Source organism: Bacillus sp. 220_BSPC (assembly GCF_001054655.1).
Taxonomy (GTDB): Bacteria; Bacillota; Bacilli; order Bacillales; family DSM-1321; genus Peribacillus; species Peribacillus frigoritolerans.
Map to the genome: position 1 here is coordinate 38,988 of NZ_JVPL01000223.1, position 18,503 is coordinate 57,490.

Here is an 18,503-nt window from a genome sequence, read left to right on the forward strand (position 1 = left end):
TTGAGATGAATGGCAGGAGGATGAATAAATGGAACTACGACAATTACGTTATTTTGTTGAAGTCGCCGAGAGGGAACATGTCTCAGAAGCCGCAGAACACCTGCATATCGCACAATCAGCAATCAGCCGGCAAATCTCCAGACTGGAAGATGAGCTTGGCGTACTTTTATTCGAGAAAGTCGGCCGGAATATCCAGTTAACCCCAATTGGTAAAATTTTCTTGATTCATGCCAAAACGGCGATACAGGCGATTGAATATGCCAAATATCAAATTGAGGAGTTTTTGGACCCTGAACACGGAAGCATTAAAATCGGGTTCCCGACCAGCCTCTCCACCCATTTACTGCCTACCGTCATTTCCGCTTTTAAAGATGAGCAGCCGAATATCGGCTTCCACTTAAGACAGGGATCTTATTCCTCTTTAAAGGAAGCTGTCAAAAATCGCGAAATCGGATTAGCCTTCCTTGGACCGATCCCGACAAACGATCCAGATATCGAGGGTCATATCCTATTCACGGAAAACATATCCGCTTTACTGCCAATCACTCACCCATTGGCCGATAGGAAGAGTGTGCGCCTAAGTGATTTAAGAAATGATCCCTTCGTCTTGTTTCCAAAAGGATATATCTTTCACACTATCGCTCTCGAAGCGTGCAAAGCAGCCGGTTTCACACCGAACATCGCCTCGGAAGGTGAAGACATGGATTCCATAAAAGGGCTCGTTTCTGCCGGAATCGGAGTCAGTCTGCTCCCTGACAGTACCTTTTATGAAGTCATTCCAAGACTCACTGTCAAGATCCCGATCGATACACCCGAAGTCAAACGGACGGTCGGCATCATCACTCCTAAAAACAGGGACTTGGCTCCATCAGAAAAACTATTTTACCAATTTGCCAAAAAGTTCTTCTCTGTTCTCGAACAATATCAATAAAACATGGCCTTCAAAACTGTTAATGGAAATTGAAGATGGGACAGATCTTCCCATAAATATTTCACTAGACAACTTACCTATAGCCCACTGAACGAATAATGTATCAAGATTATTCGTTCAGGAGGAATTTACATGCAACCCACCCATTCACATCTTGCTTGGCATGAAACACTCGAGCTTCATGAGTTGGTCGCCGCCCAGTCCAATGCCCTTATGAAATTTAAAAAAGCCTATCCAAAAATAAAAGACCCCATTCTAAAAACGATATATAAGCAAACGATCGACACCCTTACCCAAAACATCATGGAGTTGCTGCAATTTTACCCGTTGACGCCTAAAACGGGCAGGGACGACGATGTATCAAGGGATGACGCCTCGGCCGCCGCTGCCGGGGAATTGCTGGGCTTTGCCAAATCATCGATCAAAAATTACGCAATGGCGATTACGGAAACAGCCACCCCTTCCCTTCGAAAGGTATTTAAGAAACATTTAAATGGAGCCATCGATACCCATGCCAAGATATTCAACTACCTTTATGAAAGAAACCTCTATCCTGCTTACGATTTGAACCAATTGCTTCAAAATGACGTCGATGTTGCCAATAAGGCTCTTTCCCAACCTTTCTAAATGCGAAAAAAGGCAAGCATACCGATCGCTTGCCTTTTTTGCCGCGTTCCGATTCCGTTTTTCATTATAATGTTATAATATATAAGAATTGGATTTAATTAGGTTATTAGTATTCAAGGGGTGAAAATCATGAAAAAGATCTATTTATCCATCATCCTATCCCTGCTCTCCTTTTCTTTAGTTGCTTGTAAGGCCGATGATCAAAAATCCGAGAATATCCTTTCAGTTCCAGAGCTGACAGCAAGGGAGAAAGCCATCCTCGAGAATTCAAGTGAACATTCCTTTCTTATCGATTTCAGTGTTGATGATACATACAAGGAGATGTCCGTCTGGGTCGAAAAATATGAATTTGGCAAACTTGTCGAACCTGAAATGGGACGCATGACAACGGGGATTGAAAAGAATGGGACAATCATCTTTACGACATCGAAAACGGATGATGATCAAAAACGATCGATGTTCAACGTCAGCATTCAAAACGATGATGGTACGGATACGTTTACTTATCCTGAAAAAATCGAAAAGAAGGATGCCAGCGTATCGGGCAGTCCAGATAAAATCGTTATAAAGAAAGATAACAAGCCAGTATTGGCGAGCATTTGTTATTCAAGCAATCAGGAAGGCATACATTCACTTTCCACTGATTTTCATGACGATAGTGATAGCCATATGGACGAGTTGAAGGAATACGATGTGGTCTACCTTCTAAGAAGTGAATTTACTAAATGAGCTGACAAATGCAGGGGCAAGTTTGTTTTAACACGATACTATTGCAAAAGTTGAACGTTAAACTCTATGAATTCGAGAAAGTAAATGAGGCATTTGAAGAGTCAAAAAAGGTTTGTCATCTAATGGTTGATGATGAAAAAACCATTGGATGACCGATTTTGCTCATTTGAGATGAGTAAGTCCAAGTTATAGGATGGAAGTAAATTTTCTAGATTTAAAAAAGGGGTTGAAGGAAGAGGTATTTGGGTGTAATCTTTAAAAATAATAAAACCGAAAGAAGATCATTAATTTGAAGAAAATCATCCTCCTCTTTGCAGCAGTAGTCATTGCGAGCTCTCTCGGACATCAAATAACCGGCGGATATATGGACCCTCGAAAATCCCGCCCTCGGTATATACATTTGAAATAAGGAATCCGCTTTTGCGCTTGATTCCTTATCATTTCGGGAGTAAATAAATATTAATTTCCTTAAATTACTCAGTATCCTCATTATTTCTCTCCAAGATCAGATCACCCTTATTTGATATATATCCATCTTTTCCTGCTTTATCGATATACACGTTATAGCCTTTTTTCAGTTCGATTTCGATTGGTTTTTTCACTTTTTCGTCGATTTCCAATTGAATCGTTTGCAAACTTTCGGTTTCCGTTTCATCCTTTATATCGACAAACACTCGGATTTTGTCATTTGTCCTTGATAGTACATAATTCCCCGCTTGTATTTCTGTACCTACCACATAATGACCAGGATCTTTAAGGATGATTTTTTGACCAATTTTCGCTGCATTTTTAAATGTAGATGGCCTGAATTCAATTTTCCCTTTAAGCGAGATATTACCATTCATATGAAAAGGCACCGCATGAAAAATATCATTTTTATGCATTTTGTCACCAAAAAATTCCGCTTCATTATCGAGGGCTTTAATATCATAATAGCCTGGATCGATATCTTTACCGACAATGATTTTTTGTGATTGTAACACCTTATAGGAAGCAGTATTATTTTCAGCATTTCTGGCATCTTCACTATCGGATGAAGAAGCAAAGTACAATTTATATATAAGGAATCCGCCTACTAATACTAGTAAGCTTAACGCTGCCATTCTTTTATTTAGAGTCAAGTACGATTCCTCCATTATCCATCTTTATATATTCATCTGCTAATACTTCTAAATCCTGTTTATGATGGCTTGTCAAAATGATGAGTGCGCCGCGCTCCTTTTCTTCTTTCAAGATTTGATAAACTTGAAGTACACCTTCTTCATCGATTGCATTTGTTGGTTCATCCAATAATAAAATATCCGGTTTTTCAAATATAGCTTGGGCGACACTTAAACGTTGTTTCATTCCTAACGAAAACTTTCCTACCTTCATTTTTGAATCGGGATCAAGACCGACTTTTTTTATAGCCAATGTAATATCCCCATCAGTGGCGATTTTCCTGATTTTTGATAATATTTTTAGATTTGTATAGGCATCGTACTGGTGCAGCAGGGAAGTGTTTTCAATAATGACACTAATATTAGAAGGAAATGAGATATCCTTATGAAGTATTTTTTCATCTATCGAAATTTCTCCGGAGCTCGGCATGATTAATCCTGCAATCGCTCTAAGCAGCATTGTTTTACCTGAGCCATTCCTTCCATATAAACCATATATTTTTCCGCCGCTAAACTCATAATTAATATCATGTAAGAGAGACTTTTTCTTCATCTGTTTATTTAAAGAGCTAATTCGTATTTTTGTCATTGTGCACCTCAATTAGGTTAAATCCATTTTCTTTAATCGTGTATATGATATAGCACATATAATGATTGATATTACGGTTAAAATCATATAAGCAATGACCGGCGATAATCCAGCTGATTCAGGTAAATCCACCCTTACATACATTCCGAAATTGGGAATTAAAAAATATAATATCCACGTCAGCTTTTGTACTGATAAAATAACTCCCCCTAAAGTAACTGAAAAAAGCACATAAACATTTATCACCAATAAAGATACTTGTTCCGTTAGGTAAAGCTCGAGTGCCATTTGAATAAAAATAAGGACAAAATTGGTCATAATATATAGACCTGTAATACAAATAAATGATTGAAGATCATGATAAAAAAAGGCATGATCCTCATTAGTTAGATAAGCGAATATGATAGAGGCAAGAACTTGGATCAAAGATAATCCTGATATAAGGATCATTAACTTAATGATTCTGCTAATGCCAAGTTTCACCCTGCTTTTTTCCCTGATCATCAGGTATACCCCATAACCGGAAATATACTGCCGCAAATATCCTAATGATAAAAAACTCAATCCGGAAAAGAACATATACCATGTTCCCAATAAAACAAATTCATTATTAATCGGAACTCCGCTAACGATCAGAAATCCTGTAAGATCGGCTTTAGAGCCATCAAAATGATTAAATAAAAAAATTTGCAAACTGATTACCAACAACATGGTTAAGAAGATTCGTTTAGTCATTTGATACCTCAATAATGAAATCTTTTTTCTCGATGGCAAATTGCCCAATTAATATCATTACAATAGATAGCAATAATTCTTTTCCAATCATGATCAATGACTGATGCCCTGATATTCCGCTGCTTAGAAAAGGATCTATAATATTTAATGCACTGGCTGGTGTCCAAGGAACATTCAGATAACTATTCAACAAATATAAGAGAAAACATATACAAAAGGTCCCTGCCATCGCTATGATTGAATTGGAAAAATCAAAAATGAAGTAATAAAGCATTCCAGCCGAGAAATAAATACATGTTAACAGAGCTAGATTAAGAAGGCATATGTTCCAATAATTCGAGGAGAGAAAATGAAATCTATCGAATATGAAAACACCTGCAAAATTAATCGTTAAAATGCAAAATGAATATATAAATGAACTTTTAAAAACTTGGATTGTCCTTCTCCGGTATAAATGCATTCTTGATTTTAATCTAACAATTGTTTGTGGATGCTCATCTTCAATAAAAAAACGATAAAATAATAATAAGGGAATAATATAAGTCACCAGCAAATTTTTAATTGAGAGATAGCCATCTACACTTCCACTTACATCAATGATTAATGGATACGATGGGTCCGCTTGCTTTATTTTTAGATAATGAATATTATAGATCATCCATAAACATCCAAATAAAAGTAAAAACAGCATGGATAAATATACTTTTTTTTGATTAGACTTCATCACTTTTCACCTTATAAATGAACCCAATCGTGATTATCGCTAAAAAAAGGATTGTAGATTTAAAGAAAATGAAAATGAAATCTTCTAAGTTCACTTCGTTAAAAGGTTGGATAATCAATGCTAATGAATGATGTAATCCCAAAATTTGCGAGAACCAAATAACAAAGCTTAATGGATACGTATACTTCATATCAGGAAAACACCAACTAAGGACGGTAGCCATCCCTGCGCATAAACTAGTGAAAAAACCAAAAATGATTATATAAATGACATTACTAATAGTAGGCATTGAATTAACAAGGATATATAAAGGATTTTCAGGGAACAGGTCTGGTGACAAACCCTGGTCAAATTCACCATTCATAAACACCAAGTATGTAATAAACATGTTGAATAACAAGCAACAAACAATGACTAAAAAGGAAAATGACATATTTCCGAATAACATGGTCTTATAATAAGAGAATCGCCCTTTTTTGGTCGCTACGATATATCGGTAGCCTGTTCTGTAGTCTTGGATATAACTATCAGCACACATAATTAATAGAAAAATGGGCAAAAACCATATTAGGATTATTTGCATCATATGGCCTAATGAACTTCCCGCTAAAAAAGTGGCTAAATGGGGTGCTAACGATTCTGATGAATACAGTGTTGATGAAAAATTCCCCATCAGAATAAAGATATCAATAATTACAATTGCCAATATACATAACACTATGAACTTTGTTTTTCTATATTTTGTTAATCTATAATAATAACTATTCATTTTTTCTCCCTTTATAAAACCATCTTGAATAAAGAGCCATCCAAGATGGCTTCACAATGATCATCATTATTTTATTTATTATACTCAGTGGTGTAATAAGTATTATATTGTGAAGGTAATATTCTCCCCGTCTCCTCATCCCAGTACCCTTTTACCGAATAGCTGTTAGAACTCTAATTATTATTTTCTGCTGTTAATCTTACATTAGCGGCATTAGCTCCTGAATTGCCTTTAATATAATGGTTGCGCCCACTATTTTCACCGCCGCTACCAGCTTTAACTTTCACTGCAGGGGATACATTTGTACCACTGCTTTTTTCTAACCAATAAGTAGTTAAAGTATTAGTTCCTTCTGTAGATTTATACATTCTCACTTTCCATGTATTCCGTTCCGTAGTCGTTTGGCGATACTCTGTACCTGTGTACGAGTTAGCTTGCTCTTTCTTAATCGTAAATGAATATCCCAAATTGTCATTTCCAGCTTCAACTGAAAGCGTTCCTAACCCAATTGAGCAAGCTAAAATAGTCCCTAATGCTATTACTCTTACTTTTTTCATATTATCCCCTCCTGAAAATTTACTTTACAGGTTAATAATACAACTTTATACCTACATTGCCAATTTTTTATGATAAAAAAGAACTATTTTGTAAAAAAATATAACTATAACCTTAATTATTCTGTGTTTCCTAATAGTGGTTTTTTATAAATCAAGACTTTAAATGACCATTGGCAAGTCAAAAATAGTCGCACAAAAATGTCGGAATCCTCACCCATTTTAATTAAGATATCAAACATCTCATCCTTATCATCTTATCTTAAGCTACAACAAATCGGCTGTTGGGACTGGGAAACTGGCATCTACACAACTAAAGGACATCTTAACAAAAAAAGGCCGTTTAACATGTAGTTAAACGGCCTTCCCCTGTTGCTATTTAGCTTTCTTTACGGTTACTTTTGTTGCTTTCCCTGTATTGCCCGCTTTGTCTTTTGCTGAGACGTATAATGCGGACCCTGCTTTTTTCTTGCTGATTTTGACGGAGAAGTTCCCCTTACTATCAGCTTTTGCCGTTCCGATGTTTTTATTGCTGTACTTCACGGTAACGGTTGAACCGATTTCCGCTTTACCAGTTACTTTTGTTGCTTTATCGTTTACTTCATTCACTTTAGGTGTACCTGGAGCGGTTTTATCTTTAACCGTTACTTTTGCTGCTTTTCCTGTATTGCCCGCTTTGTCTTTTGCTGAGACGTATAATGCGGAGCCAGCTTTTTTCTTGCTGATTTTAATGGAGAAGTTCCCCTTACTATCAGCTTTTGCCGTTCCGATGTTTTTATTGCTGTGCTTCACGGTAACGGTTGAACCGATTTCCGCTTTACCAGTTACTGAAGTAGCTTTATCGCTTACTTCATTCACTTTCGGTGCATCTGGGGCGGTTTTATCAAGAACCGTGACGCTTGCCGCCTTGCTTTCACGTTTTGCTAAGTCTGTAGCCGTGACTGAAAGTTTAGTTCCGGCCTTTTGCTTGCTGATTTTCACTTTGAAATTCCCTTTGCTGTCCGTGTTACCTGAACCAATCACTTTTTTTGCACTATTTTTGATCGAGATTTTCATGTCCGCTTGCGATTGACCCGTTACATACGTATCTTTGTCACTTAAAGCTTTGACAGTTGGCTTGTTAGGGGTTGCACCCTTATTCACGAATACTTTGATTGAAGATACTGCTAGTTTGGAAGAATCAGAGATATTCACAGTAAGCAGCTGCGCAGCTTTTTGGACCGGAATCGTAACGCTGAACGTTCCGTTGGCTGACGCCGTTCCTTTACCGAGCGTTTTGCTTCCGCTTTTCACTTCGATCACTGACCCTTTTTTAGCTGAACCAGTCAGTTTTGTTTGCGTATCCATCACAAGATTGACTTTAGCATTCAAGTCCACTGCACTAAGTGCACTGTACGCATTCAATCTTCCGTATCCAGAGACTAAATCTTTTCCGACAGGAAGTTCTTCTTCCGGTATGATGATTTCGCCATCTTCCGGTACATAGTCCTCATAAGGGTCTACATTATCTTCTTCTTCAAAAGCGACATATTCCGATGTCTCATGAAGGATTTCCCTTACTTCATTCACTTTCAACCCAGGGTTTCCGGATAATAATAAGGCTGTAGCTGCCGCAACATGGGGAGCTGCCATTGATGTACCATCCATGTAAGTAACATTCCCGTTAGGCACAAGGCTTGGGATGGCTGTCCCTGGTGCGACCATGTCCAACTTCGATCCATAATTGGAATAATCGGATACTAAATCAAGGGCATTGGTTGCACCGACGGATATGGCGTATTTTGATGATGCAGGATAAGAAAGACCTTCCATCCCATCATTACCGCTTGCCACGACAACCATTACATTCTTGGCAGCGGCATGTTTCAAGGCATATTCGATCGTCCTGCTATATTCTCCGCCCAAGCTAAGGTTTATGACCTTTGCACCATGATCCACGGCATATTTAATGCCTAGTGCAATTTTCTCATTGTCTCCAAATCCTGAAGAGTCCAAGACCTTCACAGGCATGATTTTAGCTGCCGGATTGATTCCTTGCATGGAATAACCGTTATCTGCTTTGGCAGCGATGATTCCGGATACATGTGTACCATGGCCATTGTCATCGATTGCTTTTTCTTTCTTATCGATGAAATTCTTACCTGACTCCATTTCAACGACACTCTGTAGATCCGCAAGTGAATCATCGACACCTGTGTCGATAACCGCTACCAACGTATCTTTTAAATTACGTTTCTTAATAAGGTTCTGCAGTTTTTCGTTATCGATGTCCGCTCCCTTTACGCCTTCTTCCCCGCCGGCGTTATTCAAAGACCATTGATACGGTGATTGAATGTCGGCAGAAAGTGCTTTGTACGTTTTTACCGCTTCGATATATTCCACTTCTGGAAGTTTTTCGATACCGGAAAGAGCTGCTGTGCTCATTTTAGCTTGGTTCTTTAACTCGACGACATACATATCATCATACAGAACCTCTTGTTGCTTAGGTGCCGATAATGTTCCATATCCTTTTCCGCTTATCTTGGATTGGACAGCGCTTAATGACTTCCCTGGTTTAAGTTTGACGATATATTTGTTCTTTACATTTTTCGAAGCAGGAAGTTCGATTCCCGCTTTGCTTGCGATATCGACGATCCTCTCACCTGCAAGCTTATCAAGATTGATTTTCTTTGCAATGGCGTCCATATCCTTTTTCAATCCGGCCGGAGCAACATCTGCCGACTTTTTGAATAAGGCCTTGATCGCTTCTTGCTGCTTGTTGCTAATGACTGCCGTACTGCTTGCTCCATTTTCATTAAGATCCTCGATAAGGGGCTTAATCTCGACTAAGTGATTATAAACGGCTTCCCTTGCCGTTTTATTACCAGCCAGATGGAGGGCCAGGAATGGCGAAGCTTTATAGTATAAAGAGGAAAGGGTACGTCCCTCAGATGACTTCGTGAGAACTTCATCTCTAAACACGCGGAGTGTTTTCAACATGGATTCTCCCGTTTTCTTATCGTTTACACTCACTTCAACCGGGCAAGATTCAAGCTCCTCCCCTTCGTCCCCGGCAGATGGCGGCAATGTCACTGAATGCGCATTGATGGAGTATTCAGCTACATTTTCCGCATCCGGAATGGGATTTCCCTCATCATCCGTATCGCCGAAATATTCAACTTTAACATAATATGTGCCTTCCCAAGCATATGGGAAATCGACTACAGCTTTTTCATCAGGATAAGAAGAGACAATATAATTGCTCTCATCTTTTTCTGCTTTTTCTTTATCTTGATATACGGAGATATTCAAGATTTTGTCCGAATTGACTTCGAACTCAATATGGGAGAACTTTTGTACTTCTTCTGTTGTGGGACTGATTTGGTACCATTGAACATCCGGTTTTTCAAACTTTCCGTCCAGAGTGTCCCCATTTTTAATCGTTTTTACATTTTCAACGGGTGCTGCAGCTGCTGCTTGAGAATTCAGTGGAACCATCAAGCTGAAAATCAGTGCAAAAATTAGTGCACACGCCGTAATTCGACTCACATTCTTAAATTTCACGGTTTTCCCTCCAATAATTGGTTAAAAAATAACAGTACTATACCAAACTATCACACTGTAAAATTTTATCAACCAATTTTTTCCCTTTTTTATGTCAAATGCTTGATTTATTTGGCCATAGAGCTGAAAAATGATTCGCACGAACCAATTAAGCAAGATATTTGCGTTCCGATTTCCTCTCATGACGATAGTAGATGTCCATTTGGCAGATTGGATGCTAATAGAGTCAAATCGGTGAGTATCCTAACATGACCTTTTTCCCATGGTCAGCCAATGCCACGAAAAAAAGCTGTCCCAGCAGTAAAAATATGCGGGACAGCTTCCAATCATTTTTATTTAGTTTGCGACGATATTGACTAATTTACCTGGTACGGCAATCACTTTACGAACGGTTTTCCCATCGATTTGTTCTTTGATGGAATCATCACCCATCGCGATTTCTTCCAGTTTTTCTCTCGTAGTGTCAGTCGGCACCATTAATTTCGCTTTGACTTTTCCGTTGATTTGGATGACGATTTCGACTTCGTTATCCACTAACTTCGCTTCGTCGAAAGCCGGCCATGTTCCGTACGTGATGCTCTCGGAATGGCCCAGTTTAGACCAAAGCTCCTCGGCGATATGCGGTGCAACTGGTGCAAGCAGCTTTACGAAGCCTTCGATATACACCTTAGGAAGCGAATCCGCTTTATAAGCATCATTAATGAATACCATCAATTGTGAAATCGCCGTATTGAATTTCAATTCCTCATAGTTCTCGGTCACTTTTTTAACCGTTTGATGATAGACTTTTTCGAGCTTGCCCGTGTCATCCGTCTCTGTCATCTTATCTGTGATCGTCCCGTCATCGTTGACTAATAAACGCCAGATACGGTCAAGGAATCTGCGAGAACCGTCCAATCCGTTTGTGGACCAGGCAATCGAAGCATCCAATGGCCCCATGAACATTTCGTACATGCGAAGTGTATCGGCACCATGGCTTTCCACGATATCATCCGGATTCACGACGTTCCCTTTGGATTTACTCATTTTTTCATTATTCTCACCAAGGATCATTCCTTGGTTAAATAGGTTCTGGAACGGTTCCTTCGTTGGCACGACACCGATATCGTACAGGAATTTATGCCAGAAACGAGCGTAAAGCAAGTGAAGCACCGCATGCTCAGCGCCGCCAATATAAATGTCGACCGGCATCCATTCTTTTAATTTTTCCGGATCGGCAAGTGCTTCTTTGTTATCCGGATCGATATAACGAAGGAAGTACCAGCTGCTTCCTGCCCACTGTGGCATCGTGTTCGTCTCACGGCGTCCTTTTCGTCCGTTTTCATCCGTTACATTCACCCATTCCGATATGTTCGCAAGTGGTGATTCACCTGTACCCGAAGGCTTAATGTCCGTAGTTTTCGGTAAAATCAATGGAAGTTCTTCTTCCTTCACTGGAGACATCGTGCCGTCTTCCCAATGGATGATTGGAATCGGTTCACCCCAGTAACGCTGACGGCTGAATAACCAGTCGCGAAGGCGGTATGTTATTTTTTTCGTGCCGATTTCTTTATCTTCCAGCCATTTGATCATGGTCGAAATGGCTTCTTCCTTATTCAACCCATCAAGGAATTCCGAATTCACATGAAGTCCATCGCCTGTATATGCTTCACTTGTCACATCTCCGCCAGCTACGACTTCCTTGATCGGCAAGTCGAACTTTACTGCGAATTCATAATCTCGCTCATCATGGGCAGGAACGGCCATGATTGCTCCTGTTCCGTAGCTGATCAACACATAATCGGCAATCCAGATCGGCATTTTTTCGCCGTTTACCGGGTTAATCGCATAAGCCCCCGTGAACACGCCTGATTTATCCTTCGCCAAGTCTGTTCTTTCCAAGTCGCTTTTATGTTTCACTTCATCTAAATAGGCCTCAACTGCCGCACTTTGATCAGCTGTCGTAATTTTATCGACAAACGGATGTTCAGGTGCCAATACGGCATATGTTGCACCGAATAACGTATCCGGACGAGTCGTGAACACCGTGAATGTTTCATCAAAGCCATCGATATTGAATGTAACCTCCGCTCCCTCGGAACGGCCAATCCAGTTACGCTGCATATCCTTGATGTTTTCCGGCCAATCCACATCATTCAGATCGTCGATTAAACGATCAGCATACGCCGTGATGCGAAGCATCCACTGTTTCATTGGGCGGCGCTCAACAGGATGGCCTCCACGCTCACTTTTCCCATCGATTACCTCTTCATTCGCCAATACCGTACCAAGTGCCGGACACCAGTTAACGGCCACTTCATCAATATAGGCAAGGCCCTTTTCATATAATTTCAAGAAGATCCATTGCGTCCATTTGTAATAGTCGGGATCTGTCGTGTTTATTTCACGATCCCAATCATAAGAAAAACCAAGGGCTTTGATTTGGCGGCGGAACGTATTGATGTTGTGCTCCGTGAATTCAGCTGGATCATTTCCCGTATCGATCGCATATTGCTCTGCCGGAAGTCCAAAAGCGTCCCAGCCGATCGGATGCAATACATTATACCCCTGTGCCCGTTTCATCCGTGCCAGGATGTCGCTTGCCGTATAACCTTCCGGGTGCCCCACATGAAGACCAGCCCCTGAAGGATATGGGAACATATCCAGCGCGTAGAATTTGCGTTTGCCGCTTTCTTCACCCGTTTTGAATGTCTTATTGCCTTCCCAATACTTTTGCCATTTCGTTTCTATGCTTCTATGGTCAAAACTCATATGATTTCCTCCTAATTTCCGTATAAAAAACAATAAAAAACCCCTCATCCCAAAATAGGGACGAGAGGATTATGTATATCTTCCCGCGGTACCACCCACATTGGCGATAGCTAAAATCCGCCCAGCTTAAAACATCCGTAACATGGATTAAAACGCCAGGCATTACTTATTCATTCACACCCGGGACTCCAAGGCGAGTTCGCGACCGTCCCAGGTTGACTTGCACCATCCGTCAACTCTCTTTACTGGTTTAAACCGCTACTATTCCTCATCATAGTCTTTATGAGAATATTGATTTTATTTCATTCTAGTCAATTTCACCGATAATTGCAATAGCCGTACATAAACATTATCGACAGGTTTTTCATTATATATGCGAATTCAGGAAAATTCGTGCAAAAAAGGGAGCTATTCATTCATAGCTCCCCTGCTTCCATTTAATGTCGCAGTAAAATCATTTCATTCCTCAATTCGTTCAACTGCTGCTTCATCCGCGAAAGCATTTCCCGTTGCTGGTCATTCGAACTGGCATACAATCGTTCCATATCCGTCAAAGCCTCTTCGATATACCTTTGCGAATTTTGAAATTGTTCATCATCATAATGCTCCTGCCGTGAGGCCTCGTTAAATTCAAACTCTGCAAAATGGAGAGCCCCTTCACATTGCTCTAAAAAATGATCGACGGATTGTCTGGTTGCCATTTCAAACCCTCTCCTTCGCGTCTCATTTGGATGATTCGGAATCATCTTTTCTAGTTTGAGCAAATAACGGGAGGATTATCATTTTTTTTTGAGCAATCAACCTTTATCCCAAAACTTCTCACCTTGATGGGAAATGAACTGCTCGATCCATTCAGCAAAGCCCATATGGAGCTTCTCGCCTTCTTCAAAATCATCGATATGGCCTTTTACCATTAAATACTCCTTATCGCCATTGGCGACGGCTTCCCCATCGATCACAATATTATCTTGATAAATGCAGGCCACTTTATAGCATCCCTCGTAGGAATTTTCATATGTGTAATTAATAATATCATCCAAGCTGTATAAATCGTTTTCCCCGCCTGATTCCACATTATCGAACAGACGGCATCCATTGGTTATTTTTAAAAACTCCTTATAATCCTCAGGCAGAAGCAGTCCGGTTTTCTTTTCAAAGGAATGAATTTGTTCATCCGAAGCAGGTGAATTGAAGGTGCAAGTGGCTTTGTATGTGAACCCATCTTCATTTACTTCGATCACCTGATTATTTTCGGCTAATTTCTTTTTCATTTGTTTGATCGCTTCTTCAACTTGACCGGTCATGTCCATCAGCTCCCGATTGGATATAGTCATTCAAAGATAAACTGGAAATAGCAGCAAAATATTTAGCCTTCAAGTATACAGTATACGCTTATTTTTCAAAAAAAGACCTAGCTGCGAGAATGTTGTATAATATATGTTGCGCTTATTTTATTTAGGAGGTTGCTGATTTGAATCAAGCAAACCCGTTTATATATGCAACGGACAACAAACGATATCATACATGGAATTACCACCTGAGAGAACATTTTGGACACAAGGTCTTTAAAGTTGCCCTGGATGGCGGTTTTGACTGTCCGAACCGTGATGGCACCGTCGCACATGGCGGCTGTACCTTCTGCAGTGCCTCAGGCTCTGGTGACTTCGCTGGCAGCAGGGTTGAACCCTTGGACGTCCAGTTTAAGAAAATCAGCGAACGGATGCACCATAAATGGAAAGATGGAAAATATATGGCCTATTTCCAAGCATTCACGAATACACATGCACCCGTGGCAGAGCTTCGCGAGAAATATGAAAGTGTATTGACCCAGGAAGGTGTCGTCGGACTCTCCATCGCGACACGCCCGGATTGCCTTCCAGATGATGTAGTCGAGTATTTAGCGGAATTGAACGAACGCACTTACCTTTGGGTCGAGCTGGGTCTCCAGACGGTCCATGAAAAGACCGCAACGATGATCAACCGCGCCCATGACTTCGATTGCTACAAAGAAGGTGTCGATAAACTGCGCAAACATGGCATCCGCGTCTGCTCCCATATCATCAATGGCCTTCCTCAGGAAGATTACGGCATGATGATGGAAACAGCCCGTGAAGTCGCCAAACTAGATGTGCAGGGGATAAAGATCCATTTACTTCATCTATTAAAAGGGACACCGATGGTCAAACAATATGAAAAGGGCCTGCTCGAGTTTCTTGACCGTGACGATTATGTCAGCCTTGTATGTGACCAGCTGGAAATAATCCCTCCAGAAATGATCGTTCATCGCATTACGGGGGACGGTCCGATCGATTTGATGATCGGTCCAATGTGGAGCGTAAATAAATGGGATGTCCTGAATGCCATTGACGCCGAACTGAAACGCCGCAACAGCTGGCAGGGGAAAAATCATCACATGGAGGTACAATCATGAAGCTAGATCGAATTTTGCCTTTTGCCAGGATTCTGCTGGAAAAAGCGGTCCGCCCCGGGGATATAACCATAGATGGCACGATGGGCAATGGCTTTGATACCGTCTTTCTTGCAGGACTTACAGGTGCAGACGGACATGTCTATAGTTTTGATATTCAGAAAGAAGCGATCGAAGCCACAGCGGCAAAACTGAACGCCGAGAATTTACAAGAGCGCTGTACCCTCATTCACGCTGGGCATGAACATTTAAGCAAATATATCAGGAAAGAACATTCCGGAAAGGTCACAGGTGCCATCTTCAACCTGGGCTACCTACCTGGCGGAGACAAATCAATCATCACCCAAGCCGAGACGACGATATCAGCCATTGAACAGCTGTTCGAACTGCTGGCGCCTGAAGGCATCATCATCCTCGTCATATACCATGGTCATCCAGGGGGATCGGCAGAACGGGATGCATTGATGGATTATGTAGAGAACTTCCCTCAACAGAAAGCCCATATCCTGAGATACGGGTTCATCAACCAAGCAAACAATCCGCCATTCATTGTCGCGATTGAAAAGAGATGATAAATCCGACACCGTTCTATACGAACGGTGTTTTTTCCATCCCAGCTCGCAGGCAGCAGAATTACCAATCATAACTTTTTGAATTTTTCGTCTATAATGATTATAATGATAGAAAATAGATAAGAGGGTGCAGAAAATGGAACATTTGCCTACTTCATTACTGACGGATATATTGACTGAAAAAATCAAAAGGGATTCAAGTGAGCAATACGGGGATTTTGTCAACTCGCTCAACTCGTTGACAGAAGAACAAAAAACCATGGAGGACCTCAAACAATTTGACCATCATTTTGATAAGTTCCTGCCACAGCTCGATTTAATGATTTCCACCCAAAACCATGAAGCGATCATGAATATGAAAGCGACGCTTTTGGACCTATTCGCCAATGACTTGACCTTCAAATCCATTTATCTCCTATCCACTGCATTATCCAACAAAAAGGAACTTACTCATTTGAACCAATTTATGTATCCGGTTACTTTCTGGGCACCGGTCATCAAGTCGAACGAATTGCTTAAAAACGCAGGCTGATCCAAAAAAGCTGCCGAAGTCAAACTTCGGCAGTTTTTCATTTATCCTGAAGTATGTACGGATCAAACGACATACCCTAATATCTTTAAACGGTTTTCAACAAAACTCAGCGCATATTGAAATACATCATCACGCTCTGGTTCATTGAAGATTTCATGATAAAGCTTCGGCCATTCCTTATATTGCTTTTCACTGGCCAAATTATAATTGAACCACTCACGAACCGCCTTCTTGTTCACGATTCGGTCATCTCCGCCCTGCATCACCAAAAGCGGCACATCCTGAAATTCAGGAATCTCTTCAAAAGCATCCTTCATAGCCTGTGCAAGCTCGCGATACCAGCGAACCGAAACCTTTGTGATATATAATGTATCGTTTCTATCGGATTCACGAATTTCCGCACTTCTCGTCGCCATTTCAGGTGTCAATCCGGAATCCACCCTGAACTGAGGCATAACGATGTTCAAACCATGCGAGAGCATTGTAAGGAACTTCCGCGGCTTCGTCACGAGGCCCAAGCAAGGAGAAGAAAGAATCACTCCTGCAATGTCCCATTCCTCTTCCTGAAGAAGGCGTATCGAAATCAAACCGCCCATGCTGTGTCCAAGTAAAAAGACCGGCAACGAATATTCATAAGCCTCTTCTATCCAGCTTTTCACTTCGTCCAAATACTCATCAAAGGAATCGATATGTCCCCGGTAGGCGCGAGTAGTCATACCCTGCCCAGGAAGGTCGCCCATGACGACATGGTATCCAGCTGAAAGCCACATTTGTGTTACCCACTTATAACGTCCATGATGTTCCATTGCCCCATGAATGATGACAATGACGCCCTTTGCGTCTCCTTCTGTCTCCCATTTCCACATTCGAAATCCCCCTTTCACTTTTCACTTGTTGTGTACGATCCATGATAGTTGAAATAATATATATAAATTATAACCATATTCGTGATTTTCGACAAAAAAGAAATCTAACAAGTTGTACATTGCTATTATAAATAGCCAAGTGTATTTGCATACGGTATATTAAAATAATACATAAAAACATTCACTTCGGAAAGGAAATGATTGAAAATGATTATTTATCCGTATAAAGGCAAAGAACCTGAAATTGCTGAAAGCGCTTATATTGCTGAAAATGCTGTCGTCACAGGTGATGTCAAAATTGGCGACGAAACATCAATCTGGTTCAATTCCGTCATTCGCGGTGATGTATCCCCAACCCTCATCGGAAAAAAAGTCAGTATACAGGATAACAGCATCCTGCACCAAAGCCCAAATAATCCATTGATCATCGAGGATGAAGTAACCATTGGCCATCAGGTCATATTACATAGCTGTAAAATCCGCAAAGGAGCTTTAATCGGCATGGGATCGATCGTACTTGATGAAGCCGAAATCGGCGAAGGGGCTTTCATCGGTGCCGGCAGTCTCGTTCCCCAAGGCAAAGTCATTCCACCGAACATGTTGGCATTCGGACGTCCAGCTAAAGTCATCCGCGAGATCAACGAAGAAGATCGACAGGATATGGAACGCATCGTACGCGAATACGCCGAAAAAGGCCAATACTATAAAACGGCGGAACGAATAAAGTAATGCACGAGCACTTGACTGAAAATTACGAGTATTTGCTCCAAACTACGAGTAAATGCTGAAACTCACCAGCATTGCACCAACTTCCGAGTAAATTCTGAAACTCACGAGTATTTCTCCAAATTCACGAGTAAATTGCTGAAACTCACGAGTATTTGCTCCAAACTCACGAGTATTTGCTCCAAATTCACGAGTATATTGCTGAAACTCACCAGTATTGCTCCAAATTCACGAGTAAATTGCTGAAACTCACGAGTATTTGCTCCA

At 40.7% G+C, this 18,503-nt stretch carries 18 protein-coding genes and 1 other annotated feature; of the genes, 7 read left to right on the top strand and 11 right to left on the bottom strand.

What is annotated here, in order from left to right; all coding sequences use genetic code 11:
* The first annotated feature begins 28 nt into the window (after positions 1-28).
* From ADA55_RS17690 to ADA55_RS17700, 3 genes are all read left to right on the top strand, one after another.
* On the top strand, positions 29-931 hold the full coding sequence (locus ADA55_RS17690; protein WP_048686286.1) for a LysR family transcriptional regulator: 903 nt from the start codon (positions 29-31) through the stop codon (positions 929-931).
* Between the two features lie 132 nt (positions 932-1,063).
* Positions 1,064-1,558, top strand: coding sequence for a spore coat protein (locus ADA55_RS17695; RefSeq protein WP_048686288.1), 495 nt, complete (start codon positions 1,064-1,066; stop codon positions 1,556-1,558).
* Between the two features lie 129 nt (positions 1,559-1,687).
* Positions 1,688-2,287 (top strand): hypothetical protein, encoded by a 600-nt coding sequence (locus tag ADA55_RS17700; RefSeq protein WP_048686290.1) that lies wholly within the window; start codon positions 1,688-1,690, stop codon positions 2,285-2,287.
* 473 nt (positions 2,288-2,760) lie between these two features.
* On the opposite strand, the gene ADA55_RS17710 is transcribed toward ADA55_RS17700, so the two are convergent.
* The 10 genes from ADA55_RS17710 to ADA55_RS17755 form a co-directional block, all read right to left on the bottom strand.
* Positions 2,761-3,408, bottom strand: a complete 648-nt coding sequence (locus tag ADA55_RS17710) for a hypothetical protein (protein WP_048686293.1) — start codon at positions 3,406-3,408, stop codon at positions 2,761-2,763.
* Positions 3,395-4,036, bottom strand: a complete 642-nt coding sequence (locus tag ADA55_RS17715; protein WP_048686295.1) for an ATP-binding cassette domain-containing protein — start codon at positions 4,034-4,036, stop codon at positions 3,395-3,397. Before ADA55_RS17715 ends, ADA55_RS17710 begins: the two co-directional genes overlap by 14 nt.
* 12 nt (positions 4,037-4,048) lie before the next feature.
* Positions 4,049-4,771, bottom strand: a complete 723-nt coding sequence (locus ADA55_RS17720) for a DUF2705 family protein (protein ID WP_048686297.1) — start codon at positions 4,769-4,771, stop codon at positions 4,049-4,051.
* Positions 4,764-5,495 (bottom strand): WxPxxD family membrane protein, encoded by a 732-nt coding sequence (locus ADA55_RS17725; RefSeq protein WP_048686299.1) that lies wholly within the window; start codon positions 5,493-5,495, stop codon positions 4,764-4,766. Before ADA55_RS17725 ends, ADA55_RS17720 begins: the two co-directional genes overlap by 8 nt.
* Complete coding sequence (locus ADA55_RS29460) at positions 5,485-5,859, bottom strand: hypothetical protein (protein ID WP_142398496.1); 375 nt, start codon at positions 5,857-5,859, stop codon at positions 5,485-5,487. The genes ADA55_RS17725 and ADA55_RS29460 overlap by 11 nt, the downstream gene beginning before the upstream one ends.
* Before the next feature lie 578 nt (positions 5,860-6,437).
* The gene (locus tag ADA55_RS17735; RefSeq protein WP_048686303.1) at positions 6,438-6,821 is read right to left on the bottom strand and encodes a DUF2712 domain-containing protein; all 384 of its coding nucleotides are present in this window, start codon (positions 6,819-6,821) and stop codon (positions 6,438-6,440) included.
* A gap of 372 nt (positions 6,822-7,193) precedes the next feature.
* Complete coding sequence (locus tag ADA55_RS17740; protein WP_065421181.1) at positions 7,194-10,361, bottom strand: Ig-like domain-containing protein; 3,168 nt, start codon at positions 10,359-10,361, stop codon at positions 7,194-7,196.
* A 336-nt stretch (positions 10,362-10,697) separates the two neighbouring features.
* Positions 10,698-13,112 (bottom strand): leucine--tRNA ligase, encoded by a 2,415-nt coding sequence (gene leuS, locus ADA55_RS17745; protein ID WP_048686306.1) that lies wholly within the window; start codon positions 13,110-13,112, stop codon positions 10,698-10,700.
* 53 nt (positions 13,113-13,165) lie between these two features.
* Positions 13,166-13,396 (bottom strand) — a binding site (T-box leader).
* 153 nt (positions 13,397-13,549) lie between these two features.
* A complete protein-coding gene (locus ADA55_RS17750; protein ID WP_034310579.1) occupies positions 13,550-13,813 on the bottom strand; it encodes a DUF2524 family protein in 264 nt (87 codons plus the stop codon).
* 96 nt (positions 13,814-13,909) lie between these two features.
* Positions 13,910-14,416, bottom strand: a complete 507-nt coding sequence (locus ADA55_RS17755; protein WP_048686308.1) for an SMI1/KNR4 family protein — start codon at positions 14,414-14,416, stop codon at positions 13,910-13,912.
* 167 nt (positions 14,417-14,583) lie between these two features.
* Between ADA55_RS17755 and ADA55_RS17760 the strand changes: the two genes are divergently transcribed.
* From ADA55_RS17760 to ADA55_RS17770, 3 genes are all read left to right on the top strand, one after another.
* Positions 14,584-15,543 (top strand): TIGR01212 family radical SAM protein, encoded by a 960-nt coding sequence (locus tag ADA55_RS17760; RefSeq protein ID WP_048686310.1) that lies wholly within the window; start codon positions 14,584-14,586, stop codon positions 15,541-15,543.
* Positions 15,540-16,112, top strand: coding sequence for a class I SAM-dependent methyltransferase (locus ADA55_RS17765; RefSeq protein WP_048686312.1), 573 nt, complete (start codon positions 15,540-15,542; stop codon positions 16,110-16,112). The genes ADA55_RS17760 and ADA55_RS17765 overlap by 4 nt, the downstream gene beginning before the upstream one ends.
* A 136-nt stretch (positions 16,113-16,248) precedes the next feature.
* Positions 16,249-16,644, top strand: coding sequence for a hypothetical protein (locus tag ADA55_RS17770; RefSeq protein ID WP_048686314.1), 396 nt, complete (start codon positions 16,249-16,251; stop codon positions 16,642-16,644).
* 62 nt (positions 16,645-16,706) lie between these two features.
* Here ADA55_RS17770 and ADA55_RS17775 read toward each other — a convergent pair whose 3' ends face one another.
* The gene (locus ADA55_RS17775) at positions 16,707-17,510 is read right to left on the bottom strand and encodes an alpha/beta hydrolase (protein ID WP_034310569.1); all 804 of its coding nucleotides are present in this window, start codon (positions 17,508-17,510) and stop codon (positions 16,707-16,709) included.
* Positions 17,511-17,720: 210 nt separating this feature from the next.
* Between ADA55_RS17775 and ADA55_RS17780 the strand changes: the two genes are divergently transcribed.
* A complete protein-coding gene (locus tag ADA55_RS17780; protein WP_048686332.1) occupies positions 17,721-18,239 on the top strand; it encodes a gamma carbonic anhydrase family protein in 519 nt (172 codons plus the stop codon).
* Positions 18,240-18,503: the final 264 nt, after the last annotated feature.

What these genes read in the sequence shown, in the direction of transcription:
- ADA55_RS17770 (WP_048686314.1), top strand. Translation starts at nt 16,249, where the DNA reads ATGGAACATTTGCCTACTTCATTACTGACGGATATATTGACTGAAAAA.
- ADA55_RS17690 (WP_048686286.1), top strand. Translation starts at nt 29, where the DNA reads ATGGAACTACGACAATTACGTTATTTTGTTGAAGTCGCCGAGAGGGAA.
- ADA55_RS17715 (WP_048686295.1), bottom strand. Translation starts at nt 4,036, where the DNA reads ATGACAAAAATACGAATTAGCTCTTTAAATAAACAGATGAAGAAAAAG.
- ADA55_RS17755 (WP_048686308.1), bottom strand. Translation starts at nt 14,416, where the DNA reads ATGACCGGTCAAGTTGAAGAAGCGATCAAACAAATGAAAAAGAAATTA.
- ADA55_RS17720 (WP_048686297.1), bottom strand. Translation starts at nt 4,771, where the DNA reads ATGACTAAACGAATCTTCTTAACCATGTTGTTGGTAATCAGTTTGCAA.
- ADA55_RS17695 (WP_048686288.1), top strand. Translation starts at nt 1,064, where the DNA reads ATGCAACCCACCCATTCACATCTTGCTTGGCATGAAACACTCGAGCTT.
- ADA55_RS17725 (WP_048686299.1), bottom strand. Translation starts at nt 5,495, where the DNA reads ATGAAGTCTAATCAAAAAAAAGTATATTTATCCATGCTGTTTTTACTT.
- ADA55_RS17750 (WP_034310579.1), bottom strand. Translation starts at nt 13,813, where the DNA reads ATGGCAACCAGACAATCCGTCGATCATTTTTTAGAGCAATGTGAAGGG.
- leuS (WP_048686306.1), bottom strand. Translation starts at nt 13,112, where the DNA reads ATGAGTTTTGACCATAGAAGCATAGAAACGAAATGGCAAAAGTATTGG.
- ADA55_RS17775 (WP_034310569.1), bottom strand. Translation starts at nt 17,510, where the DNA reads ATGTGGAAATGGGAGACAGAAGGAGACGCAAAGGGCGTCATTGTCATC.
- ADA55_RS29460 (WP_142398496.1), bottom strand. Translation starts at nt 5,859, where the DNA reads ATGAATGGTGAATTTGACCAGGGTTTGTCACCAGACCTGTTCCCTGAA.
- ADA55_RS17700 (WP_048686290.1), top strand. Translation starts at nt 1,688, where the DNA reads ATGAAAAAGATCTATTTATCCATCATCCTATCCCTGCTCTCCTTTTCT.
- ADA55_RS17765 (WP_048686312.1), top strand. Translation starts at nt 15,540, where the DNA reads ATGAAGCTAGATCGAATTTTGCCTTTTGCCAGGATTCTGCTGGAAAAA.
- ADA55_RS17735 (WP_048686303.1), bottom strand. Translation starts at nt 6,821, where the DNA reads ATGAAAAAAGTAAGAGTAATAGCATTAGGGACTATTTTAGCTTGCTCA.